The 24462-nt window shown below is 69.5% G+C and carries 19 protein-coding genes and 2 pseudogenes; 8 read left to right on the forward strand and 13 right to left on the reverse strand.

Going from position 1 to position 24462, the window contains the following annotated elements; genetic code table 11:
* The first annotated feature begins 12 nt into the window (after positions 1–12).
* A pseudogene (locus tag WJ35_RS07855) lies at positions 13–965 on the forward strand (LysR family transcriptional regulator).
* Between the two features lie 40 nt (positions 966–1005).
* Here the strand turns inward: WJ35_RS07855 and WJ35_RS07860 are convergent.
* The 6 genes from WJ35_RS07860 to xdhA form a co-directional block, all read right to left on the reverse strand.
* Positions 1006–1407: a nuclear transport factor 2 family protein gene (locus tag WJ35_RS07860; protein WP_069239004.1), complete on the reverse strand. Its 402-nt coding sequence runs from the start codon at positions 1405–1407 to the stop codon at positions 1006–1008.
* A gap of 129 nt (positions 1408–1536) precedes the next feature.
* On the reverse strand, positions 1537–1956 hold the full coding sequence (locus tag WJ35_RS07865; protein WP_069239005.1) for a type II toxin-antitoxin system VapC family toxin: 420 nt from the start codon (positions 1954–1956) through the stop codon (positions 1537–1539).
* A complete protein-coding gene (locus tag WJ35_RS07870; protein WP_069239006.1) occupies positions 1943–2176 on the reverse strand; it encodes a FitA-like ribbon-helix-helix domain-containing protein in 234 nt (77 codons plus the stop codon). Before WJ35_RS07870 ends, WJ35_RS07865 begins: the two co-directional genes overlap by 14 nt.
* 326 nt (positions 2177–2502) lie before the next feature.
* Positions 2503–3066 carry a xanthine dehydrogenase accessory protein XdhC gene (xdhC, locus tag WJ35_RS07875; protein WP_069239007.1) on the reverse strand — a complete coding sequence of 188 codons (564 nt, stop codon included), beginning with the start codon at positions 3064–3066 and terminating at the stop codon, positions 2503–2505.
* Between the two features lies 1 nt (position 3067).
* Positions 3068–5419: a xanthine dehydrogenase molybdopterin binding subunit gene (gene xdhB, locus WJ35_RS07880; RefSeq protein WP_060234316.1), complete on the reverse strand. Its 2352-nt coding sequence runs from the start codon at positions 5417–5419 to the stop codon at positions 3068–3070.
* A gap of 16 nt (positions 5420–5435) precedes the next feature.
* Positions 5436–6980, reverse strand: coding sequence for a xanthine dehydrogenase small subunit (gene xdhA / locus WJ35_RS07885; RefSeq protein WP_069239008.1), 1545 nt, complete (start codon positions 6978–6980; stop codon positions 5436–5438).
* A gap of 340 nt (positions 6981–7320) precedes the next feature.
* On the opposite strand from xdhA, the gene WJ35_RS07890 reads away from it, so the two are divergent.
* Positions 7321–8544: an MFS transporter gene (locus tag WJ35_RS07890; protein WP_069239009.1), complete on the forward strand. Its 1224-nt coding sequence runs from the start codon at positions 7321–7323 to the stop codon at positions 8542–8544.
* A gap of 140 nt (positions 8545–8684) precedes the next feature.
* Here WJ35_RS07890 and WJ35_RS07895 read toward each other — a convergent pair whose 3' ends face one another.
* Positions 8685–9575 carry a DMT family transporter gene (locus tag WJ35_RS07895; protein ID WP_060234318.1) on the reverse strand — a complete coding sequence of 297 codons (891 nt, stop codon included), beginning with the start codon at positions 9573–9575 and terminating at the stop codon, positions 8685–8687.
* Positions 9576–9715: 140 nt separating this feature from the next.
* Here WJ35_RS07895 and WJ35_RS07900 point away from each other — a divergent pair, with 140 nt between their 5' ends.
* Positions 9716–10663 carry a helix-turn-helix domain-containing protein gene (locus tag WJ35_RS07900; protein WP_060234319.1) on the forward strand — a complete coding sequence of 316 codons (948 nt, stop codon included), beginning with the start codon at positions 9716–9718 and terminating at the stop codon, positions 10661–10663.
* Between the two features lie 23 nt (positions 10664–10686).
* On the opposite strand, the gene WJ35_RS07905 is transcribed toward WJ35_RS07900, so the two are convergent.
* Positions 10687–11898, reverse strand: coding sequence for a pyridoxal-phosphate-dependent aminotransferase family protein (locus WJ35_RS07905; protein ID WP_069239010.1), 1212 nt, complete (start codon positions 11896–11898; stop codon positions 10687–10689).
* Positions 11899–12603: 705 nt separating this feature from the next.
* Here WJ35_RS07905 and WJ35_RS07910 point away from each other — a divergent pair.
* The 5 genes from WJ35_RS07910 (at position 12604) to WJ35_RS07930 (ending at position 18365) form a co-directional block, all read left to right on the forward strand.
* Entirely contained in the window at positions 12604–13587 is a 984-nt protein-coding gene (locus WJ35_RS07910) for a LysR family transcriptional regulator (protein ID WP_010091518.1), read from the forward strand.
* Positions 13588–13622: 35 nt separating this feature from the next.
* Positions 13623–14621 (forward strand): 2-hydroxyacid dehydrogenase, encoded by a 999-nt coding sequence (locus tag WJ35_RS07915; RefSeq protein ID WP_060234320.1) that lies wholly within the window; start codon positions 13623–13625, stop codon positions 14619–14621.
* 166 nt (positions 14622–14787) lie between these two features.
* On the forward strand, positions 14788–15525 hold the full coding sequence (gene bluB, locus WJ35_RS07920) for a 5,6-dimethylbenzimidazole synthase (protein ID WP_069239011.1): 738 nt from the start codon (positions 14788–14790) through the stop codon (positions 15523–15525).
* 409 nt (positions 15526–15934) lie between these two features.
* Positions 15935–17104 (forward strand): MFS transporter, encoded by a 1170-nt coding sequence (locus tag WJ35_RS07925; RefSeq protein ID WP_060234322.1) that lies wholly within the window; start codon positions 15935–15937, stop codon positions 17102–17104.
* A gap of 94 nt (positions 17105–17198) precedes the next feature.
* Complete coding sequence (locus WJ35_RS07930; protein ID WP_060234323.1) at positions 17199–18365, forward strand: MFS transporter; 1167 nt, start codon at positions 17199–17201, stop codon at positions 18363–18365.
* Between the two features lie 65 nt (positions 18366–18430).
* Here the strand turns inward: WJ35_RS07930 and fahA are convergent.
* The 5 genes and pseudogenes from fahA to WJ35_RS07955 all read right to left on the reverse strand — a co-directional run bounded on the left by fahA (position 18431) and on the right by WJ35_RS07955 (position 24374).
* Positions 18431–19740 (reverse strand): annotated as a pseudogene (fahA, locus tag WJ35_RS07935) (fumarylacetoacetase).
* Positions 19737–21071 (reverse strand): homogentisate 1,2-dioxygenase, encoded by a 1335-nt coding sequence (gene hmgA / locus WJ35_RS07940; protein WP_042583258.1) that lies wholly within the window; start codon positions 21069–21071, stop codon positions 19737–19739. Before hmgA ends, fahA begins: the two are co-directional and overlap by 4 nt.
* Before the next feature lie 20 nt (positions 21072–21091).
* The gene (locus WJ35_RS07945; RefSeq protein WP_059846949.1) at positions 21092–22447 is read right to left on the reverse strand and encodes an MFS transporter; all 1356 of its coding nucleotides are present in this window, start codon (positions 22445–22447) and stop codon (positions 21092–21094) included.
* Entirely contained in the window at positions 22444–22677 is a 234-nt protein-coding gene (locus tag WJ35_RS07950) for a DUF2783 domain-containing protein (RefSeq protein ID WP_042583256.1), read from the reverse strand. The genes WJ35_RS07945 and WJ35_RS07950 overlap by 4 nt, the downstream gene beginning before the upstream one ends.
* A 29-nt stretch (positions 22678–22706) precedes the next feature.
* Positions 22707–24374, reverse strand: a complete 1668-nt coding sequence (locus WJ35_RS07955) for an FAD-dependent oxidoreductase (protein WP_196222073.1) — start codon at positions 24372–24374, stop codon at positions 22707–22709.
* Between the last annotated feature and the right edge of the window lie 88 nt (positions 24375–24462).

The raw sequence follows: 24462 nt of genomic DNA on the forward strand, positions 1-24462 counted from the left end.
CATCCCCCACCCATGCAAGACGACGACCGTACCGCCTCGCTCGACATCTGGCTCGTGCGCGTGCTGCGCACGCTGCTGCTCGAGCGCAGCGTCACGCAGGCCGCGCTGCGGCTCAACCAGACCCAGCCCGCGATCAGCACCGCGCTGCGCAAGCTGCGCGAGACGCTGAACGACCCGATCCTCGTGCGCGGCAAGTCCGGGATGGTGCCGACCGAATACGGCGCGTCGCTGCTCGACGCCGCGCAGCGCGCGCTGCGCGAGGTCGACTTCATCGCGACGCCGCACGGCGAGTTCGCGCCGGAAAGCAAAGCGCGCGCCGCACGTTCCGCATCGCCGCGCCCGACTACCTGAACGACTTCTTCATGCCGACGCTGATCGCGCGCTTTCGCGACGCGGCGCCGCACGCGCATCTGGAAATCGATTCGCTGAATCCGACGCTCGATCACGCGGGCGCGCTCGAATCCGGCGCGCTCGATCTCGTGATCGGCAACTGGCCGAAGCCGGACCCGCGCTTCGCGCGCGACGACCTGTTCTCCGACGCCGTCGTCTGCCTGATGCGGGACTCCCATCCGCTCGCGCAGGCGCCGCTCACGCGCGACGCCTACGCGGGGGCCGCGCATCTCGCGCCGACGCCCTACACCGGCGACAAGCGCAATGCGATCGAGATCGGCCTCGCGCGCGCGGGCCTCGCGCGGCGGATCGTGACGACGCTGCCGTACTTCGGGCTCGTGCCGCAGGTGCTGCTGCAATCGGACCTGATCTTCACGACGACGCGGCGCTTCGCGACGCACTACGCGCAGCTGCTGCCGCTCGTCGTCGTCGCGCCGCCGGTGCCGTTTCCGCGCATCCGCAGCTATCTGCTCACGCATCCGCAGCCCGATCGCCCGACCGACATCGCGTGGCTGCGCGCGCTGATGCAAAGCATGTCGGACGAGCTGACCGCGGCGCGCGTGCGCAAGCGCTGAATCAGCTCACTCGCGTTCCAGTTCGGGGCCGCGCCGGCGTTCAGGCCGTGCAGAACGTTTCCTGGAGATGGGTCCAGCGCACCGCGCCCGCCGCGTCGCGTTCGAACACCGCGGTCGCGCGCCGCGCGGGCAGCTCGCCCGCCGCCGCGTGCTGCGCTTCGAGATAGGTGATGACCGCGTGGCGGTCGTCCGACACGAGCACGTGCGTTTCCGACAACCCGATGCGCAGCCCGGGCTTCGCGCCGGCCAGCTTCGCGAACAGCGCGCGCATGCCGTCGTGGTCGAGCTCGCGGCCGTCGGTCAGGATCATCGTGAAATCGGCGGCGAAATCGGCGAGCAGCGCATCGACGGCCGCGGGCTCGGAATCGGCGCCGGACAGCCAGCGCTCGATGGCGACGACGCTCGCGGCGAGTGCATCGAGATAGATCTGCGGATCGGACATGCGGTGTGCAGGGAAAAACGCGCGGCCCGGTGCCGCACGATCTGCGGAGTGTAGACGAATGCGTGCGCGGCTGGCGTCGTTACCGCAAGCAACAACCGCTCAGCGCTCCGCTTTCTCCGGCGTTGGGTATCAGCTTTCGAATGGGTTCAGAACGCGTGCGCCCGTTCCGGCGAAATCATCGACGTTCCGCGTCACGACGATCAGGTCGTGGATCAACGCCGTTGCCGCGATCAACTTGTCGAGCGAGTGCTCGGGATGCGGGACGCGCAGGCGTCCCCACAACTGCCCGATCTCTTCGTCCACCCCCAGAATGTTCGACGCAAACTCCCGAAGTACGCCATCGAGCCAGTTTTCAAGGCGCGTCGCCTGGGACTTGTCGCCACGGTGACGGATGATTTCCACACCGCGCCGCAGTTCGCCAACCGTCACCACGGAAAGGTACAGATCGGCATCGTCCTGCGCGGCCTTGCGGAAAAACGCCATCACACCTTTATCTGCTCGCTCCCGCTTCCGTACTTCGCTGATGACGTTCGTATCAATCAAAAACATTCGCTGCCTCGCCGTCATCCACGCGCGCAAAATCGGCATCGGTTCCGACGTTCGGGATACTCATCAACACCTGCGCGAACGTCTTGCGCTGCGGCGCGCGCAGCGCCTTTGCCAGGATCTCTCGATGCTCGGCCTCCGCACTGCGCCCGTTGGCTGCGGCCCGCTCGCGCAGGCTTTGGACGAGTTCCTCGTCCACATTTCTCACCAGAAGAGTTGCCATGCTTCACCTCCACATCCGAGTTGATATCAATGCTAGCACTCTTCGCGGAAGCTGCAAGCACTGATCGCCTTTCAGGGTGGCATTCGTCGAATGCCTCAGCACGTGACCGTCACGGCCGCCTTGGAAATAACGGCTCCAACACGGACGGTTTCGGCCGAAGCCGCGGTCAAGCAACGATGACGCTTCCGGAGTGACGGCCTCGGGTGATCCATCCGAACGGATGCGCCCGCATAAATCCAACAGATTGGCCGATCGTGCAAGGCGGCAAAGTCTTCGCACGACGCCAGCACGGCATCGCATGCTCGGCCGTTCGGAGCCGCCGCCGTTTACTCCACACTACCGGCGCTTTCACGATGGTTCGGCGAACGGCGCGCGGGTACCTTCGAGCGCACCTGCAGCAACTCCGCGCAGACGGCCACCGCGATCGAGCCGGGCGCCTTGTCGACGATCCCGGCGATGCCGATCGGGCACACCATCTCGCGCATCCGCGCCGGCTCGACGCCGCGCGCGACGAGCCGGCGCTCGAACTTCACCCGCTTCGTGCGCGAGCCGATCATCCCGAAGTACGCGAAGTCGCGCCGCCGCATGATCCGTTCCGCGAGCGCGAAATCGAGCGCATGGTTGTGCGTCATCACGAGGAAGTACGCGCCCGGCGGCGCTTCGTCGACGAGCGCCTCGGGCGTGTCGGTCGGCTCGGGCTGCACGTTCGGCGGGCATTCGTCCGGGAACAGCTCGTCGCGCGTGTCGACCCACTGCACGACGCACGGCAGCGCGCCGAGCAGCGTCGCGAGCGCGTGGCCGACGTGCCCCGCGCCGAACAGCACGACGTGCATCGGCAGGGGCGCGCCCGTGGCGCGGTTGCGCCGGCCGGTGCCCTTGGCGAACGTCATCTCAGCCTCGCGCCGCGCGCACGGCCTGCACCGCGCGCAGGATCGACTCGCCCGTCGCCGGTGCGTCGAGCGGCGGGTTCACGCGATAGTCGCCGACCGCCGCGACCGCGTCGCGCACCGCGAAGAACACCGAGAACGGCAGCAGCAGCGGCGGTTCGCCGACCGCCTTCGAGCGGTGGATGCTGTCCTCGACGTTGCGGTTCTCGAACAGGCGCACGTTGAATTCGGGCGGCGTGTCGTTGACGGTCGGGATCTTGTACGTCGACGGCGCGTGCGTCATCAGCTTGCCGCCCGCGTTCCACCACAGCTCCTCGGTCGTGAGCCAGCCCATCCCCTGAATGAACGCGCCCTCGACCTGGCCGATGTCGAGCGCCGGGTTCAGCGACGCGCCGACGTCGTGCAGCGCGTCGACGCGCAGCGTGCGCATCTCGCCCGTCAGCGTGTCGATCACGACTTCCGACACGGCCGCGCCGTACGCGTAGTAGAAGAACGGCCGGCCCTGCAGCTTCGCCTGGTCCCAGTGCAGCTTCGGCGTCGCGTAGAACCCGTCGGACCACAGCTGCACGCGCGCGAGATACGCCTTCGCGATCACCTCGCCGAACGGCACGCCGGTCTCGCCGATCCATACGCGATCGTTGCCGAACCTGACGGCCGCCGCGTCGACCGCGCCGCCGCCGTAATGCTTCGCGGCGAACGTCGCGAGCCGCTCGCGCAACTGCCGCGCGGCATCCTGCGCGGCCTTGCCGTTCAGGTCCGAGCCGGTGGAGGCGGCCGTCGCCGACGTGTTCGCGACCTTGCTCGTGTCGGTCGCCGTCACGCGAATCCGCTCGAAGCGGATGCCGAGCTCGTGCGCGACGACCTGCGCGACCTTCGTGTTGAGCCCCTGCCCCATCTCCGTGCCGCCGTGGTTCACGAGCACCGAGCCGTCGGTGTAGATGTGGACGAGCGCGCCCGCCTGGTTGAAGTGCGTGACGTTGAACGCGATGCCGAACTTCACCGGCGTGAGCGCGATGCCTTTCTTCAGCACCGGGTTGCGCGCGTTGAATTCGCGCACGCCGGCGCGCCGTGCACGATAGCCGCTCGTCGCCTCGAGCTCGGCGAGCAGCTCGGGCAGCACGTTGTCCTCGATCGTCTGCCCGTAAGGCGTCACGTTGCGCTCGGTCTTGCCGTACAGGTTCGCGTAGCGCACGTCGAGCGGATCGCGGCCGAGCGTGCGCGCGACGTCGTCGAGGATGTACTCGATCGCGAACGCGCCCTGCGGGCCGCCGAAGCCGCGGAACGCGGTGTTCGACTGCGTGTTGGTCTTGCCGCAGTAGCCGGCGATCGACACGTCGGGCAGCCAGTACGCGTTGTCGAAGTGGCACACGGCGCGCGTCATCACCGGCCCGGACAGGTCGGCCGAAAAGCCGCAGCGCGACGTCATGTCGACCGCCACGCCGTCGAGGCGGCCGTCGTCGTCGTAGCCGACGTCGAAGTGGTAGTGGAAGTCGTGCCGCTTGCCGGTGATCAGCATGTCGTCGTCGCGGTCCGGACGCAGCTTCACCGGGCACAGCAGCTTCCACGCGGCGAGCGCCGCGCAGCACGCGAACAGGCCCGACTGCGATTCCTTGCCGCCGAACCCGCCGCCCATCCGGCGGCATTCGACCAGCACGTTGTGCGACGCGACGCCGAGCACGTGCGCGACGAGGTGCTGCATCTCGCTCGGGTGCTGCGTCGAGCAGTACACGTGCATGCCGTCGTCGTCCTTCGGCACCGCGTAGGCGATCTGCCCTTCGAGGTAGAACTGCTCCTGGCCGCCGAGATTCATCCCGCCCGCATGGCGATGCGGCGCGGCGGCAAGATGGGCGGCCGCGTCGCCGCGCGCGAGCTTCAGCGGCGGTATCACGTAGGACTGCGCGTGGCGCGCGTCCTGCGCGGTGAGGATCGCGGGCAGATCTTCGTAGTCGACCTTCGCACGGCGCGCGGCGAGCCGCGCGGTTTCGTGCGACGTCGCGACGACGATGAACATCGGCTGGCCGACGAACTGCACGACGCCCTTCGCGAGCACCGGGTCGTCGTGGATGATCGGGCCGCAGTCGTTGACGCCGGGAATGTCGTCGGCGGTGAACACGGCGACGACGCCGGGCGTCGCGCGCACCGCGTCGAAGTTCATCGACGCGATCCTTGCGTGCGCTTTCGCCGAGAGGCCGAGCGCCGCGTGCAGCGTGCCGGCGACGAGCGGGATGTCGTCGGTGTAGGTCGCGCGCCCGCTCACGTGCAGATGCGCGGATTCGTGCGGACGCGACACGTGCACCTGGGCTGCGTCGGCCTGCGGATCGAGGGTGTTCAGGAATGCTTCGGCTTGCTGGTTCATCGTGTGCCCTCCCTCGTCAGGCGCGCGCCGCAACCGCTGCGACCTCGCGCACGTTCAGCGCCTGCGGCGGCAGCGGGTCGTGCGCACGCGTCTCCAGCCAGAAGCGATACATCAGGTTCTTCGCGGTGTCGAGACGATACGCGCTCGTCGCGCGCATGTCGGTGAGCGGCTGGTAGTCGCGTTCGAGCGCCTGCATCGCGGCCTGCGCGGTGGCCTCGTGCCACGGCGCGCCGTCGAGCAGGCTTTCCGCATGCGCCGCGCGCTTCGGCGTCGCGGCCATCCCGCCGAACGCGATGCGCGGCTCGCGGATCGTGTCGCCGTCCGCGATGAACGCGAACGCCGCGCACACGGCCGAGATGTCCGAATCGAAGCGCTTCGACAGCTTGTAGGTGCGGAACCGCAGGTTCGCGCGCGCGCCGCGGCGGGTCGGCACCTTCACGCCGACGACGAATTCGTGCGGCGCCATGTCCTTCTGCTGGTAGCCCGTATAGAGCGCCTCGAGCGGCAGCTCGCGGACGACGTCGCCGCCGCGCAGCACGACGCGCGCGCCGAGCGCGATCAGCCCCGGCATCGCGTCGCCGATCGGCGAGCCGTTCGCGACGTTGCCGCCGAGCGTGCCCGCGTTGCGGATCGGCAGCGACGCGAAGCGCTTCCACATCTCGGTCAGCTCCGGATAGGTGCCGGCGAGCGCCGCGTAGCCGTCCTCGACGGTCACGCCCGCGCCGATCTCGATCCAGTCCTCGCCGTGCACGATGCGCCGCAGTTCGGCAACCTGGCCGATGTAGATCAGGTCGTCGAGCCGGCGCATCTGCTTCGTGACCCACAGGCCGATGTCGGTGCTGCCCGCGAGAATCCGCGCGTCCGGCCGCTCGACCTTCAGCGCGGCGAGCGCGGCGAGCGTGCGCGGCGCGGCGAAGCGCGCGCCGTCGATCTCGTAGTCGAACGTGCCGTCGCGCTTCAGCGACGCGAGCGTGCGCGCGAGCGCGGCCGCGTCGACCGGCGAGTCCTGCGCCGGCGTGCGTTCGCCGCTCGCGTCGAACATCTGCACCGCCGCGTCGACGATCGGCCGGTAGCCGGTGCAGCGGCACAGGTTGCCGGTCAGCGCGTCGGCGATCTCGGTGCGCGTCGGCACGTCCTTCGCCTTCGCGCACGCGCTGCCGCAGCCCTCGAAGCCGTGCTTCTCGTACAGCGCCCACATCGACATCACGAAGCCGGGCGTGCAGAAGCCGCACTGCGAGCCGTGACAATCGACCATCGCCTGCTGCACCGGATGCAGCGAGCCGTCCGGCCGGCGCAGGTCCTCGACCGTCAAGAGCGCACGGCCGTCGAGCGTCGGCAGGAACTGGATGCACGCGTTGACGGCCTTGAACGCGACCGTGCCCGCGTCGGTCAGCTCGCCGACGACGACCGTGCACGCGCCGCAGTCGCCTTCCGCGCAGCCTTCCTTGGTGCCGGTGCAATGCGCGTCCTCGCGCAGGTACTGCAGCACCGTGCGGGTGACGTCCGCGCCGCCGACTTCGCGGATCGCGTGACGATGATAGAAACGGATCGGCTCACTCATGTCTCGTAACGTTCTTCAAGTTGGGCAAGGCGGCCCGCGCCGCTGCGCCGAGCCGTCGTCTTCTGACAGTTTGAACGCTATCACCGTCAATTTTCACAACCCATAGCCCATCACGCATGCGGCCCATATCACGGCCGCGATATGGGGGCGGCGGGCCGCCAGCTGTGCAGCATGCGCGTGGCGCTGGCTGTTTTCGCCGGGCCCATTGCAGCGCTAAAACGGGTCACGATTAACTAAGTAGTACCTGCGGAAAAACCGGTTCCATGGGAAAATCCCGATTCCGTTGTTTGGCTGCATCTGTCGCGATCGTCGTCCCGCTTCGTTCATCTAATCCGACCCCATGTCCACCGATTCCGCCTCAACGCCGCGCAGCGGGTTCGCCGTCACGCTGCAAATCGTCTCCGTCGTCTGCTTCACGTTCATCTGCTACCTGACCATCGGCCTGCCGCTCGCGGTGCTGCCGGGCTTCGTCCACGATGAACTCGGCTTCTCGGCGATCGTCGCGGGCGCGGCGATCAGCGTCCAGTATTTCGCGACGCTCGCGTCGCGGCCGCTCGCCGGGCGCTTCGCCGATACGCTCGGCCCGAAGCAGACGGTCATGCGCGGGCTGATCGGCTGCGGCGTGTCAGGCGTGCTGCTGCTCGTCGCGCTGCTGCTCGCGCACTGGCCCGCCGCGAGCCTCGTGCTGCTGGTCGCGAGCCGGCTCGTGCTGGGCGTCGGCGAGAGCCTGTGCGGCACCGGCGCGATCCTGTGGGGGATCGGCCGCGTCGGCATTGCGCACAACGCGAAGGTGATCTCGTGGAACGGCATCGCGACCTACGGCGCGCTCGCGCTCGGCGCGCCGGTCGGCGTGGCGATCGCGCATGCGCTGAACCCGGCGCTGATCGGCGTGATCGTGATTGCGCTCGCCGCGCTCGGCTACGCTCTCGCGCGCCTGATCGCCGCGGTGCCGGTCGTGCACGGCGAACGGATGTCGTATGCGAGCGTGTTCACCCGCGTGCTGCCGCACGGCCTCGGCCTCGCGCTCGGCTCGGCCGGCTTCGGCTCGATCGCGACGTTCGTCACGCTGTACTACGCGGCGCGCCACTGGCCGAACGCCGCGCTGTCGCTGACCGTGTTCGGCACGCTGTTCATCGGCGCGCGCCTGCTGTTCGCGAACACGATCAAGACCTACGGCGGCTTCCGCGTCGCGATCGTGTCGTTCGCGTTCGAAGCCGCCGGGCTGCTGCTGCTGTGGCTCGCGCCAGTGCCGCACGTCGCGCTGGTCGGCGCCGCGCTGACCGGCTTCGGCTTCGCGCTGATCTTCCCCGCGCTCGGCGTCGAGGCGGTCGCGCTCGTGCCGCCCGCGAGCCGCGGCGCGGCGCTGTCCGCGTATTCGGTGTTCCTCGACCTGTCGCTCGGCATCACCGGGCCGCTTGCGGGCTACGTCGCCGGCGCGTTCGGCTATCCGCAGGTGTTCCTGTTCGCCGCGCTCGCATCGCTCGCATCGGCGGCCGGCGTCGCGCTGTCGGCGCTGCTGTACCAGCGGCAGGCGCGCGTCGCGGGGAGCGGCGCGGCGGCCTGACCGCACTGCCCGCTCGCATCAATGACGAAACCCCGCGTTCTCCGGAACGCGGGGTTATTATTTATGCGCGAATGCAGGCGAACAGCAGGCGAACAGCGGACCGCCGGGCCGGAACCGGCCCGCGCGCCACGCGGCGGCCGTCACGCCATGCGCGGGAACAGCCGCCGCGCCAGGTCGAACGCGACCAGGTTGCCGGCCAGCACCAGCAGCAGGCCCGCCACCGCCAGCGGCGACCACTGGTAGCCCTCGAACACCGTCGACACGGCCAGCGCGACGATCGGGAACAGCACCGTGCAATAGGCGGCCCGCTCCGGCCCGATGCGGCCGACGAGGGTCAGGTAGGCGGTGAAGCCGATCACCGAGCCCGGCACGGCCAGATAGACGAGCGCGCCGAGATAGCGCGGGCTCGGATCGAGCGCGAACGGCAGCCCGGCCGCGGCGCTGCCGACGGTCAGGATCGTCGCGCCGATCAGCATCGCCCAGCCGTTGGTCGCGAACGGATGAAGTCCCATCGACTGCATCCGGCTCGACAGCAGGTTGCCCGCCGAGAAGCACAGCGTGCCGGCGAATGCGATCGCGAGCCCGATCCAGGTCGCGTGGTCGTCCAGATGGCCCGCCATCTGCTGCCAGAACAGGCACGCGATGCCGGTCAGGCCGAGCAGCGCGCCGGCCACCGCGGACGGCCGCAGCGCTCGGCCCATGAACAGCCGGCCGTTGATCGAGTTCAGGAGCGGCGCGGTCGAGAAGATCACCGCGACGAGCCCGCTCGGCACGACCCGCTCCGCATAGTAGAAGCACAGGAAGTTCAGGCAGAACAGCGCGAAGCCCTGCGCGGCGAGGTAGCGCCACGCGTCGCGCGGCGGCAGGATCGGCCGGCGCATCGCGCGCAGCAGCATGAACATGACCGCCGCCGCGAGCCAGAAGCGCCACGCGATCGACACGGGCGGCGGCACGCTGCCGAGCTGCCACTTGATTGCGATCCAGGTCGTGCCCCAGATCAGCACGGTGACGATGTAGAGCGAAAGATTCATGACGGAAACCGGGACAAAAGGCGCAACGAATGCGGGGTCTCCGACTATGCCGCCGCGCGGCGCGCGCCGATTGTCCGGAATTGCGGTCTTTTGCCGGCCGGTGGAACGGGCCGGCGCAGGCGCGCTTATACTCCGTCATCATGCGTGTCCCGCCTCCCGCCCCGCCCGCCGTGCCGTCACCGGCCGCCGCCGCTGCCGCCGCCGGCGGCGAAATGCCGTTCGGCCTGCAGTCGGTGTGCCGCACGCTCGCGGAGGCGAACGCGACGCTTCAGCGCTTCGCGTGGCTCGGCGACCATCTGGCGATCGCCGAATGGACGCGGATCACCGAAGAGGCCGAGACGATCTACGACCAGCCCGGGCATCACACGCTGTCGTGCTATCTCGACGGCGGCTACCGGACCGAGCGGCAGAAGGTGCCGCGCTACGGCGCGCCGAGCCTGCTGTGCGCGCTGCCGGGCGACCACGAATCGCGCTGGTGGGTGCGCGGCGAGATGCACTTCGTCCACCTGTATTTCCTGCCCGAGCACTTCGCGCAGCGCGCGATCCGCGAGCTCGACCGCGAGCCGCGCGAGCTGAAGCTTGCCGACCGCACCTACTTCGAGGATGCGCGCGTCGCCGCGCTGTGCCGTTCGCTCGCGCTGGAAAGCTGGGACGACACCGACGGCCGGCTGCGCGCGAACGAAACCGCGCACGACGTGCTGAGCCTGCTGCTGCGCGGGCAGAGCGCGATGCGCACGGACGCGCCGTTCAAGGGCGGCCTCGCGCCCGCCGTGCGCCGCCGCGTGCGCGACTACATCGACGCCTGCCTGACGCAGCCGCTGACGCTCGGCGAGCTGGCCGAGGTCGCCGCGCTGTCCGAATACCACTTCTCGCGGATGTTCCGGCTGTCGTTCGGCCGCGCGCCGCACGCGTGGATCGCCGAGCAGCGGCTCGCGCGGGCGCGCCTGCTGCTGCGCACGACGTCGCTGCCGCTCGCGCAGGTCGCCGCGGCATGCGGCTATGCGAACGCCGGACACTTCAGCCACCGGTTCCGCGACGCGCACGGCACGACGCCGAACACGTACCGGCGGGCGATGCGGGGCGGCTGAGGCCGCCCCGGCGGCCCATTGCGCTACTCGCCGCGCCGCGACAATTCCTGCTCGAGCGCCGCGACGCCGGCGGGCAGCTCGACCGGCACCTTCAGATCGATCATCGTGCGGCCGAACGCGTGCAGCGTGCGGAACAGGTTGTGCTCGCGGCACTGCTCGCCCATCTGGCCGATCCGCACGATCGGCAGGCCGAACGAGCCGGAGATCTCGACCTGGTACTGCTTCGAGATGTGCCCGCAGATCATGCCCGGCGTGAGGCCTTCGGGCGTCTCGATGCCGACCACCGAATTGAGCCGGCACGACTTCGGCGCGTAGAGCTTGAGCCCCATCGCCTCGATGCCCGCCTGCAGCGCGAGCGAGCAGCGCTGGTGGCGCGCGAAGCGGCTTTCGAGCGTCTCTGCGCAGACGAGCCGCAGCGCCTCGTGCAGCGCGAGCACGCCCGACACCGGCGCGGTGTAGTGATAGCCGGCGTTGTGCCAGAAATTCTCCGCGAGCGCCATGTCGAGGCACCAGTGCGCGTTCGGCTCGGGCCGGCTCTTCATCCGCTCCCACGCGGCGTCGGAAAACGCGATCAGCGACACGCCGGGGATCGACGACAGGCCCTTCTGCCCGCCGGTGATCACCGCGTCGATGCCCCACGCGTCCATCTCGAGCGGCATCGTCGACAGCGTGCAGACCGCGTCGACCACGACGAGCGCGCCCGCCGCCTTCGCGAGCGCCGCGATGTCGCGCAGGTCGCGGTTCCACACGGTGTTGGACGTTTCGCCGTGGACGATCGTGACGATCTCCGGACGCTCGCGCGCGATCGCGTCGGCGATCTCGTCGAGGCTCGCGACGGCGCGGTCGGGCACCTCCAGCACCGCGACGTCGGCGCCGACGCGCGTCGCCATCTCGGCCATCCGCGCGCTGAAGAAGCCATTCCGGATCGACAGCACGCGCGTGCCGCGCCACGCGAGGTTGGACATCGCCATTTCCATCGCGGCCGAGCCGGGGCCGGCGACGCCGAGCACCCACTTCGTGCGGGTCTGGAACACGTAGCGCGCCATCTCCTTCACTTGCTCGATGATCTTCGCCATCGTCGCGCCGAGATGGTTGATCACGATCGTGTTCGCCTTCGCGACGGCGGCCGGGATCGGAACCGGGCCGGCCCCCATCATCAGCAGCGGTTCTTCGGGCAGGATCGCGTCGAGCGGCACGACGACGGGGCAGGGAATCGGCGAATGGTCGAGGGACATGGCTGGCAAAAAAGATGAAGAAAGACGCTCGAGCGTCGCCCGCCACAGGGCATGGCGGATCGATCGATGATTCCGTGTTCCGCGCCCGCGCGCAAGAGGCGCGCGCGGCCGGACGGCGCGACGCTGGCTCGGTCGGACGACCGGGCCAGCCGGCCGCGCATCGCGAGCGAGCACGCCGGCGGCCCCGCCGCGGCCCGGTACAGGCGATTTTCCCGGCCATATTGCGGTGCGTGCGGATGCGCCCGCTTCAGTAATAGACGACCCAATTAGTCGGAAATACGCCGCATCAGGATAAAAACCGCGCGGACCGAATGGATCCACCAAATGCCGATGCGCCGGAAAAACATCGATTATCGCGGCATCTATTAGTGACAGAGTTCGAAAATTACCGCTGCGAAGCATCGTACAAAACACATAACGCGTTGATTTTACTGAGCAACATTCAGATACCGAACTACCGGTTTCAATACTGCCGGGAAACCAACGAGACCGCCGCATAAATCCGATAGCCGCGATTTCGATTTTCCGCAACCCGCCCCTTTTCTCAGGTTGACGAATATTGCCGACGTAATGAACAATCGTCTGCGGAATCGAGAGCCGCTTTTTCGATACGAACGAAAATCGGACGACGCACACCGGCAATCCCGGTCGCGCGACGAAAAATTCCAAGCAAAATCAATCCACCGGGCCAGAAATACGCGAGACATGAACCAGATTCAGACCATGCGTGTATTCGTCTGCGTCGCCGAACAGCAAAGCTTCAGGCGCGCAGCACACCAACTGGGCGTATCGAACGCGCTTGTCACGCGTTCGATCGCAATGCTCGAAGGTCATCTGAATACGCGGCTGATCCACCGCACCACGCGCAACCTGTCGCTCACCGAGGCCGGCGTACGCTACCTCGACGGGTGCCGGGCGTTGCTCGAGGAATTCGATCACCTTGAAGCGTCGGTCGTGCACGCGGTGCGCGAGCCGGTCGGCACGCTGCGCATCGTCGCGTCCGGCACGCTGTCGCCGCTCGCGCTCACGCCGCTCGTCAACGGTTTCCAGCGCCGCTATCCGCAGGTGCGCGTGCAGCTCACCGTCGCCGAGGGTCCGCTCGACGTGCTCGACGCGGGCTACGACGTCGGCGTCGTCACCGGCAACCGGTTCGACGGCAACCCGGCGCTGATCGGCCACGCGCTGTCGCCGAACACGCTCGTCGCGTGTGCTGCGCCGGCCTATCTGCAGCGGCGCGGCGAACCGCTCGTGCCCGACGACCTGCCGCGCCACGACTGGGTCGCGCTCGCGCCGCACCAGCACGCGCCCGCGTGGCGGTTCGTCGGCCCGGACGACGCGGTTCATCCGGTGACGGTGCGCCCCGTCTACACGGTCAACCAGCTGTCGCTCGTGCAGGCGGCGACCGTCGCGGGCTCGGGCATCGCCGTGCTGCCGGAAAACGTCGTCGCCGACGCACTCGACAGCGGCGCGCTCGTGCGGCTGCTGCCCGGCTACCGGATCGACGATCCGGACACGCAACTGTCGCTCGTCTACCCGAACCGCCAGTTCGTGCCCGCGCGCACCCGCAGCTTCGTCGAGCACGCGCTCGACCATTTCAGCACGCAGGCGGCGCGCACACACGCAAGCTACGTGTTCCTGCGCGACCCGCGCGCCCAGGAGCGCTCCGACATCGTCACGGGCCTCCAGTGAAGTAAACTGCGCACCTCAGCCTCCGGAGGTGCAGCGTGCGCGTAATCCTGTTCAGCAGCCGGCAGTACGATGAAGATTCATTTACTGCCGCCAACCGGCAGTTCGGCTACCGGCTGCATTTCCAGTCGTCGCACCTCGACGCCGAAACCGCGATCCTCGCGCACGGCTACGAAGCGGTCTGCCCGTTCGTCAACGATACCGTCGACGCGGCGGTGCTCGAACGGCTCGCGGACGGCGGCACGCGGCTCATCGCGCTGCGCTCGGCGGGCTTCAACCATGTCGACCTCGCCGCCGCCGAACGCCTCGGCATCACCGTGGTGCGGGTTCCCGCCTATTCGCCGCATGCGGTCGCGGAGCACGCGGTCGCGCTGATCCTCGCGCTCAACCGCCGCCTGCCGCGCGCCGTCGCGCGCACGCGCGAAGGCGACTTCTCGCTGAACGGCCTGCTCGGCTTCGACCTGCACGGCAAGACGGTCGGCGTGATCGGCACCGGCATCATCGGCAGTGTGTTCGCGAAGATCATGATGGGCTTCGGGATGCACGTGCTCGCGCATTCGGCGCCGCCGTACAACGACGAGCTGATCGCGTTCGGCGCCCGCTACGTCGGGCTCGACGAGCTGCTGCGCCACGCCGACATCGTCAGCCTGCACTGCCCGCTGCTGCCGTCGACGCATCACCTGATCAACGCGCGCACGCTCGCGCAGATGAAGCACGGCGCGATGCTGATCAACACCGGCCGCGGCGGGCTCGTCGACGCGCAGGCGCTGATCGACGCGCTCAAGAGCGGCCAGCTCGGGCACCTGGGGCTCGACGTGTACGAAGAGGAAAGCGGGCTGTTCTTCGAGGACCACTCGGACCAGCCGCTGCAGGACGACGTGCTCGCGCGGCTGCTGACGTTCCCGAACGTGATCGTCACGTCGCACCAGGCGTTCTTCACGCGCGAGGCGCTCGCGGAGATCGCGCATACGACGCTGCTCAACATCGAGGCGTGGTACGCGGGGACCCCGCGGAACGTGGTGACGCCGAATCGCTGACGGCAGGCGGCGCGCCGGCCCGGTTCACCTGTCCGTTTCGTTGCGCCGCGGCCGGATCGTTTCGCAATTTGCACCAATCCAGCACTTCGATCCCGCTCATGTAACGCCGCCCGCGCGCAGTCTGCTATCGTTGCGCCGACGTCATCCCTGCCACTGCCTGCCGCCCATGCGTTTCGACGATCCCGCCATCGCCGCTGTTTACCGCGCCATCTTCGAGCGGCGCGACATGCGCCATTTCACGTCGGCGCCCGTCGATCCGGCCGTGCTCGCCCGGCTGCTGCGCGCGGCCCACCACGCGCCGAGCGTCGGCTTCATGCAGCCGTGGCGCTTCATCCGCATCACCGATCCCGCGCTGCGCACGCGCATCCACGCGCTCGTCGAAGCCGAGCGCCGCGCGACCGCCGCCGCGCTCGGCGAGCGCCAGGACGAATTCATGCGGCTCAAGGTCGAAGGCGTGCGCGAATGCGGGGAACTGCTGGTCGTCGCGCTCGCCGACGGCCGCGAACGTCACGTTTTCGGCCGCCGCACGCTGCCGGAGATGGACCTCGCGTCCGCCGCGTGCGCGATCCAGAACATGTGGCTCGCGGCCCGCGCGGAAGGGCTCGGGATGGGCTGGGTGTCGCTGTTCGACGTCGACGCGCTGCGCGCGCTGCTCGGGATGCCCGACGGCGCGAAACCGATCGCGGTGCTGTGTCTCGGGCACGTCGATGCGTTCTATGCAAAACCGATGCTCGAGGAAGAGCGCTGGGCCGCGCGGATGCCGATCGAAGCGTGCCTGTTCGAAAACACTTGGGACGCACCGGCGCAGGCGAACCCCAGCGCCGAATCGACGCCGACCCGCGACGGCGCGGCAACGCTGGAGCACGCCGCCGACGCGCCGCCGGACATGCTGCGCGGGCAATGACCACCGCTCCGGCGTGGGCGCCGAGCGCGGCGGCGCCGGGCATCGCTACATCGCTACATCGGGCTGCGCCGCTGCGATCGCACCCGTCGAAGTCCCGCCACCGTGGCGGTGCGTCAGCTCCGCCGGACATGTCGCGCGAGCAATGATCGCCCTACCGGCGTGGGCACCGAGCGCAGCGGCGTCGGGCATTGCGGAAGTGCGACGTCTTCCGGCGCCGCCGCAATCGCGCCCATCGAAATCCCCACCGTAGCGTGACGTCGGCCGCCCCAGCATGGCCCGCGAAACAATACGTTCCGGCCCCGAGCGTCCGGGTTTTCTCTCACGTAGAATCGCGGCTGACGTCCCCGCCCAGCCATCGTGCGCATCCCGCGCCGAATCCCGGCCGCGGCTCTTTCCCTGACCCATCGCGATGCCTTTGCCTCTTTTCGCCCTTGCCGTCGCCGCATTTGGAATCGGTACCACCGAATTCGTGATCATGGGCCTGTTGCCCGACGTCGCGCGCGATCTCGGCGTGTCGATCCCGGCCGCCGGGATGCTCGTGTCGGGCTACGCGCTCGGCGTGACGATCGGCGCGCCGATCCTCGCGGTCGTCACCGCGAAGATGCCGCGCAAGCGCGCGCTGATGGGGCTGATCGGCCTGTTCATCGCGGGCAACCTGTTCTGCGCGATCGCGCCCGGCTACACGGTGCTGATGGCCGCGCGCGTCGTCACCGCGTTCTGCCACGGCGCGTTCTTCGGCATCGGCTCGGTGGTCGCGAGCAACCTCGTCGCGCCGAACCGGCGCGCGCAGGCAATCGCACTGATGTTCACCGGCCTCACGCTCGCGAACGTGCTCGGCGTGCCGCTCGGCACCGCGCTCGGCCAGGCGTTCGGCTGGCGCGCGACGTTCTGGGCGGTGACCGGGATCGGCATCGCCGCGGCCGCCGCGCTCGCGGTCTGCCTGCCGAGGAACCTGGCGATGCCCGACACCAGCATCACCCGCGAATTCAGCGTGCTGAAGCATCCGCAGGTGCTGATGGTGCTCGGCATCAGCGTGCTCGCGTCCGCGAGCCTGTTCAGCGTGTTCACGTACATCACGCCGATCCTCGAGGACGTCACCGGCTTCTCGCCGCGCCAGGTCACCTACGTGCTGCTGCTGTTCGGCCTCGGCCTGACGGTCGGCGGCACGCTCGGCGGCAAGCTCGCCGACTGGCGCCGGATGCCGTCGCTGATCGCGTCGCTCGCGCTGATCGCCGTCGTGCTCGCGCTGTTCGCCGGCACGATGCATGTGCCGCTCGCCGCGCTCGCGACGATCTTCGTGTGGGGGATGCTCGCGTTCGCGATCGTGCCGCCGCTGCAGATCCTGATCGTCGATCGCGCGAGCGACGCGCCGAATCTCGCGTCGACGCTCAACCAGGGCGCGTTCAATCTCGGCAACGCGACGGGCGCGTGGCTCGGCGGGACGGCGATCGGCGCCGGCATTCCGCTCGTCAGCCTGCCGTGGGTCGGCGTCGCGATGGCGGTCGCGGCGCTCGCGATCACGCTGTGGTCGGCCTCGCTCGAACGCCGCCCGGTCGCCACGCCGACCGAATACGTGTAACGCAAAGGCGGTTTCGCCGCGCGGGAACCGAACACCCCGCGCGCCTGACGGCCTTCATGGACCGTCGCGGGCCGCCGGTGTAGCATCTCGGCCGATGAAAGCCATTCTTGATCGAGATTTCCTGGCGCTCATTCTGAGCGTCGCGGTCGTCGGCCTGGGCACCGGCGCCACCCTTCCCCTCACCGCACTCGCGCTGACCGAAGCCGGGCACGGCACCAACGTCGTCGGCATGCTGACGGCCGCGCAGGCCGGCGGCGGCCTCGCGATCGTGCCGTTCGTCACCGCGCTCGCGCGCCGCTTCGGCGCACGCCGCGCGATCGTCGCGTCGGTGCTGCTGCTCGCCGCGGCGACCGCCGTGATGCAGTTCACGTCGAACCTCGTCGTCTGGGGCGTGCTGCGCGTGCTGTGCGGCGCGGCGCTGATGCTGCTGTTCACGATCGGCGAGGCATGGGTCAACCAGCTCGCCGACGATTCGACGCGCGGCCGCGTCGTCGCGATCTACGCGACCAACTTCACGCTGTTCCAGATGGCGGGCCCGGTGCTCGTCAGCCAGATTTCGGGCTTCACCGGCATCCGCTTCGCGCTGTGCGGCGCACTGTTCCTGCTCGCGCTGCCGTCGCTCGCGTCGATCCGCCGCGCGCCGCTCGCGGGCGACGACGCGCATCACGCTGGCCACGATCACTGGCGCAGCGTGCTGCCGCGCATGCCCGCGCTCGTCATCGGCACCGGTTTCTTCGCGCTGTTCGACACGCTCGCGCTGTCGCTGCTGCCGCTCTATGCGATGGATCGCGGCGTCGCGAGCGGGACCGCGGTGCTGCTCGCGTCGATCATGCTGTTCGGCGACACCGCGATGCAGTTCCCGATCGGCTGGCTCGCGGACAAGCTCGGCCGCGAACGCGTGCATCTCGGCGCCGGCTGGATCGTGCTCGCCGGCCTGCCGCTGCTGCCGCTCGTCATCGCGAATCCGTGGCTGTGCTGGCCGCTCCTGTTCGTGCTCGGCGCGGCGGCGGGCAGCATCTACACGCTGTCGCTCGTCGCGTGCGGCGAGCGCTTCCGGGGCGCCGCGCTCGTCACCGCGAGCTCGCTCGTGTCCGCGTCGTGGAGTGCGGCGAGCTTCGGCGGCCCGCTCGTGGCCGGCGCGTTGATGGAGCAGCTCGGCAGCAACGCGCTGGTCGGCGTGCTGGTCGCGAGCGTGCTCGCGTTCGTCGTCGCGGCGCTGTGGGAGCGGCGCGCGCTGGCGCGCGTCGCGACGTCCGCGTAGCGCGCGGCAGTCCATCCGATCACGCGGCGCGCGAACCACCGGTCCGGCGCGCCGCCGTGTGCGCGTCAGCGCGCAAGCGCCGGCAGGATCTTGCCGACGCAAGCACCGAAGCCGACCCGATAGCCGTCGCCCTGGCACCAGCCCGCGAGCGTGAGCTCGTCGCCGTCCTCGATGAACGCGCGGCTGCCGCCGCCCGTCAGCGCGACCGGCTCCTTGCCGTTCCACGTCAGCTCGAGCAGGCTGCCGAACGAGTCCTTCGTCGGCCCGCTGATCGTGCCCGAGCCCATCAGGTCGCCGACCCGCGTGTTGCAGCCCGAGACCGTGTGATGCGCGAGCTGCTGGGCCATCGTCCAGTACATGTGCTTGAAGTTGGTGCGGCAGATCGTCGTCGCTTCCGGCGCACACCTTCCGCGCGCAGCGTCACTTCGAGCGCGATGTCGAACGCATGCTTGCCCGCGTGCCGCAGATACGGCAACGGCTGCGGCGATTGCCCGGGCTGCGCGGTGCGGAACGGCTCGAGCGCGTCGAGCGTGACGATCCACGGCGAGATCGTCGTCGCGAAGCTCTTCGCGTTGAACGGCCCGAGCGGCACGTATTCCCACTGCTGGATGTCGCGCGCGCTCCAGTCGTTCAGCAGCACCATGCCGAAGATATGCGCCTCGGCGTCCTCGCACGCGATCGGCTCGCCGAGCGCGTTGCCCTTGCCGACGATGAAGCCCGTCTCCAGCTCGATGTCGAGCTTGCGGCACGCGCCGAACACCGGACGCTCCTGGTCGGGCAGCTTGAGCTGCCCGTTCGGGCGCCGCACCGGCGTGCCGCTCACGACCACCGACGACGCGCGGCCGTTGTAGCCGATCGGCATCTCCGACCAGTTCGGCAGCAGCGCGTTCTTCGGATCGCGGAACATCGAGCCGACGTTGGTCGCATGCTCCTTCGACGAATAGAAATCGGTGTAGCCCGGGATATCGACCGGCAGATGCAGCGTCGCGTCGCGCTGAGGCACGAGCGCCTGCGCGCGCAGCGCCGCATCGTCGCGCAGCCGCGCGGTGTCGCGCGCGAACAGCGCGCTCAATTGCACGCGCACGCTGCGCCATGCGTCGCGGCCGAGCGCGATGAACGCGTTCAGCGTCGGCTGCGCGAACACGTCGCCGGCGCCGGCCGGCAGCGTCACGAGGCCCGCGTGCGCGAGCGCCGCGAGATCGACGATCTGGTCGCCGAGCGCGACGCCCGCGCGCCGCGCCGTTTGCTTCGCATCGCTGAAGATGCCGAACGGCAGGTTCTGGATCGGGAAGTCGCACGCGGGTTCGTTCGCCGCTTCGACCCAGCTCTTGCGCGCTGGGTCGAGCGTCGCGCGCCAGTCTCGGGTGTCGCTCATCGTTGCTCCGGGTTGAAGTGTTTCTGGATGCCTTGCCAGCATTCGAAATAGTTCGCCTGCAGCTGCGCGGTGTCGAGCGCGAAGCGCGTCGGCCGGATCAGCGTGCGGGTCTCGAACATGAACGCCATCGTGTCGTCGACCTTGTGCGGCTTCGTCGTATCGCTCGCGGACGCCTTCTCGAACGTCTCCGCGTCCGGGCCGTGGCCCGACATGCAGTTGTGCAGGCTCGCGCCGCCCGGCACGAAGCCTTCGGCCTTCGCGTCGTAGGCGCCGTGCACGAGGCCCATGAATTCGCTCGCGACGTTGCGGTGGAACCAGGGCGGGCGGAACGTGTCCTCGGCCGCGAGCCAGCGCGGCGGGAAGATCACGAAGTCGATCGTGTCGACGCCCGGCGTGTCGCTCGGCGACTGCAGCACGAGGAAGATCGACGGATCGGGATGGTCGTAGCTGATCGAGCCGATCGTGTTGAACAGGCGCAGGTCGTATTTGTACGGCGCGTAGTTGCCGTGCCACGCGACGACGTCGAGCGGCGAATGGCCGATGTCCGCGCGCCAGAGGCGCCCGTTCAGCTTCGTGACCAGTTCGAACGCGCCTTCGCGATCCTCGTAGGCAGCCTGCGGGGTGACGAAATCGCGCGGGTTCGCGAGGCCGTTCGAGCCGATCGGCCCGAGGTCCGGCAGGCGCAGCTGCGCGCCGAAGTTCTCGCAGATGTAGCCGCGCGCGTCGCCGTCCGGCAGCGCGACCGTGAAGCGCACGCCGCGCGGGATCACCGCGATCTCGAACGGCTCGACGTCGAGCCGGCCGAATTCGGTCGCGATGAACAGGCGCCCCTGCTGCGGGACGATCAGCAGCTCGCCGTCGGTGTTGTAGAAGAAGCGGTCCTGCATCGAGCGGTTCGCCGCGTACAGGTGGATCGCGCAGCCGTTCATCGCGGCGGCCGAGCCGTTGCCCGCCATCGTCACCCAGCCTTCGACGAAATCGACCGGCTCGGCCGGCATCGGCAGCGGGTCCCAGCGCAGCTGGTTCGGCGGCGTCGGCGGCACGTCCGGCGAATCGCCGAATTCCGCGACGAGCCGCTGCGGGCCCGCGAACGGCTCGAACGGCCGGTGCACGGCCGCCGGCCGGATCCGGTACAGCCACGAGCGGCGGTTGTGGCTGCGCGGCGCGGTGAACGCGGTGCCGGACAGCTGCTCCGCGTACAGCCCGTACGGTGCGCGCTGCGGCGAATTGCGGCCGTGCGGCAACGCGCCCGGCAGCGCCTCGGTCGCGAATTCGTTCGCGAATCCGCTCAGGTAGCCGGCACTCGCCGGTTTCGACAGGTCAAGCGTCATCGTTTCAGTTCTCCTTCGATTCAGACGGCGCGCGGTGTCTCGGCACCGCGACGCCGCGTCACATTGGCAAGGCCGAGCACGAACAGCGCCGAACACAGCACCGGCACCGCCGCGGCATGAAACAGCGCGCCGTTCGACCAGTTGAGCGCAATCAGGTGTCCGCCGACGAGCGGCCCGAGCACGGAGCCGATCCGGCCGATGCCGAGGCTCCAGCCGATGCCCGTCGAGCGCAGCGACGTCGGGTAGTACTGGCCCGCGAGCGCGTTGACGGCCGGCTGGCCGCCGACCACGCAGAAGCCGCCCGCGAACACGACGAGCAGCAGCCACGGCAGCGCGTGCGCGACCGAGCCGATCAGCCCGACCGACGCCGCCGCGCACGCGAAGCACGCGAACAGCACGCGCACGAAGCCGTAGCGCTCGATGAACCAGCCGAGCGACAGCGTGCCGACCACGCCGCCCGTCTGCAGCACGGTGCCGACGATCACCGCGGTGCCGGGCGCATAGCCGGCATCGCGCATCACGGTCGGCAGCCAGTTCGACAGGAAATACAGGTCGATCAGGTTCATGAAGCTGATCGACCACAACAGCAGCGTGACCGGCAGCCGGCCGTCGCGGAACAGCTCGGCGACGGGCGCGCCGCGCGCCGCCTGCTCGCGCACGACGAGGCGCGTATCGGCGTCGATGCCGGCTTCGGGCGCGAAGCGCGCGAGCCAGCCGCGCGCCTGCGCGTCGCGGCCCTTCAGCACCAGGAACTGCAGCGACTCCGGCAGCCGCGCGGCCATCGCGACCGCGAGCACGAGCGGCACCGCGCCGCCGACGAAGAACACCGCGCGCCAGCCGAGCGCCGGGATCAGCGCGGCGCTGATGAAGCCGCCGAGCGCCGCGCCGAGCGTGAAGCCGCACGACACGATCATCATCCGCTTCACGCGATGCGCGGCCGGGCTGAACTCGCCGACGAGCGCCATCGCATTCGGCATGATGCAGCCGAGGCCGAGGCCCGTGACGAAGCGCAGCGCCATCAGCACCGGGATCGAGCCCGCGAACGGCGTCGCGAGCATCGTCAGCGCGAAGAACAGCGTCGCGCCGATCAGCACCGGACGCCGCCCGATCCGGTCGGCCAGCACCGACAGGCCGAGCGCGCCGAGCAGCATCCCGAACAGGCTCGCGCTGAACACCGGGCCGAGCGCCTGCTTCGGCACGCCCCACTCGGCGATCACGCTCGGCGCGACGTAGCCCATCGCCTGCGCGTCGAAGCCGTCGATCACGAGGCACAGCCCGCACAGCGCGAGCAGCATCCAGTGAAACGCGGGACGATGGGTGTCGTCGATCAGGCGCTCGACTTCGAGCGTGCGTGCCGCGCCCGGCGCGGCGCTCATTGCACGGCCTCCGCGGCCGGATGCGCGGGCGGCGTCACGCCCTGGCGCGCGAGCGCCATCGCTTCGCGCAGCACGCCGAGGTCGCCGATCTGGTTCGCGAGCAGCAGGATCAGCTTCGCATTGACGAGCTGGCTGTCGCTGTCGGTCAGGTCGCGATGCATGTCGATCAGCGCTTCGTAGAACGCGTCCGGATCGGCCAGGCGCAGGCGGGTGTCGAGATGGTGAGGCATGACGGGTGTCTCCGATGTCTTGTTGGCAGTCAGGCCGCGCAGGTCGCGCGCGCGAGCGCGTCGCCCACCGCCTGCCGGTCGAGCGCGCGCATCCGCGCGCACACGTGCTGATCGGGCCGCAGCAGGTAGAACGTGCCGGGCTGCGCGTCGTAGCGCTCCGCGGCCAGCCCGTCGACATCCTCCACGACGTCGACGCCCGGCACGTCGCGCGCCTGGCCCTTCGGCACGACGAGCACCGGCTTCACCGGCAGCGCATGGCCGGCGAGCGCTTGCGCGAGCGCGGCGGCGTCGCCGGGCAGGCCGAACAGCACGCCCGTGAAGCCGTCACACAGATGCCGCAGCAGCCAGCCGGCCGCGCCGTGCGCCTGCACCGGCGCGTCGGCTGCCGCCGTGCCCGGACGCATCGCGCCCGCGAACGCGTCGCCCTTGCGGTCGGGCGTGTTCAGCGGCGAATCGGCGAGCACCGCGGGCACCGACAGGCGCCCGCTGTTGACGAGCTTGCGCGCGAATTCGCAGTCGCGCGCAAGCTTCAGCGTCGCGTCGCGGAACACGCGGGACACGGGGCTCTTCGGCGTGATGAAGTCGGTCGAGCGCGTCGAGTTGCGGATGTTCTCGTCGGCCGCGAACTCGCGTTCGCTCGCATACGTGTCGAGCAGGCGCTCGGGCGCGCGGCCGTCGAGCACGAGCTTCAGCTTCCACGCGAGGTTGTCGGCGTCCTGCACGCCGCTGTTCGCGCCGCGCGCGCCGAACGGCGACACGCCATGCGCCGAGTCACCGGCGAACAGCACGCGGCCGTGGCGGAACGCGTCCATCCGCTGGCAGCGGAACGTGTAGACGCTCACCCACTCCAGTTCGAACTCGACGTCCGCGCCGAGCAGCGCCCGCACGCGCGGGATCACGCGCTCCGGCTGCTTCTCCGCGACCGGATCGGCGTCCCAGCCGAGCTGGAAGTCGATGCGCCACACGTTGTCCGGCTGGCGGTGCAGCAGCACCGACTGGTTGCGGTGGAACGGCGGATCGAACCAGAACCAGCGCTCGGTCGGAAACTCCGCCTTCATCTTCACGTCGGCGATCAGGAAGCGGTCCTTGAACGTGCGCCCGTGGCTCTCGAGCCCCATCATCGTGCGCACCGGGCTGCGCGAGCCGTCCGCCGCGATCACGTACTGCGCGCGCAGCGTCTCGACGCCTTCCGGCGTCTCGACCGTCAGTGCCGCGCACGCGTCCGACTGCACGAGGCCCGTCACCTTGTGCTTCCAGCGGATGTCGAGATTCGGCAGCGTGAACGCGCGCTCGGTCAGATAGCCTTCCACGTAGTACTGCTGCAGGTTGATGAACGCCGGACGCGCATGCCCCGCCTCGGGCAGCAGGTCGAACGCATAGAGCTGCTCGTCCTGCAGGAACACCTTGCCGACGTGCCAGCTCACGCCCTTGTCGACGAAGCGCTCGCCGCAGCCGAGCCGGTCGAAGATCTCGAGCGTGCGCTTCGCGAAGCAGATCGCGCGCGAGCCGGTGGACAGCGTGTCGTCGTCATCGAGCAGCACGACGGGCACGCCCTGCTGCGCGAGGTCGATCGCGGCGGACAGGCCGACCGGGCCCGCGCCGACGATGATCACCGGATGGATCGCCGCGTCGCTGTCGGCGCCGCGCTCCGCGCGCGGCCGGTACGCAAACTTCAGGGTCTGGTAATCGATGCTCATGGTCGCCATCCGTCCGCTCAACCCCGTCGCGCGGGCCACACCGTGCCCGCCTGCGACGTCCATTTCGTCTCACCCGCCACGTCTCGCT

Origin of the sequence: Burkholderia ubonensis (assembly GCF_001718695.1) — a bacterium.
Classification (GTDB): Bacteria; Pseudomonadota; Gammaproteobacteria; order Burkholderiales; family Burkholderiaceae; genus Burkholderia; species Burkholderia ubonensis_B.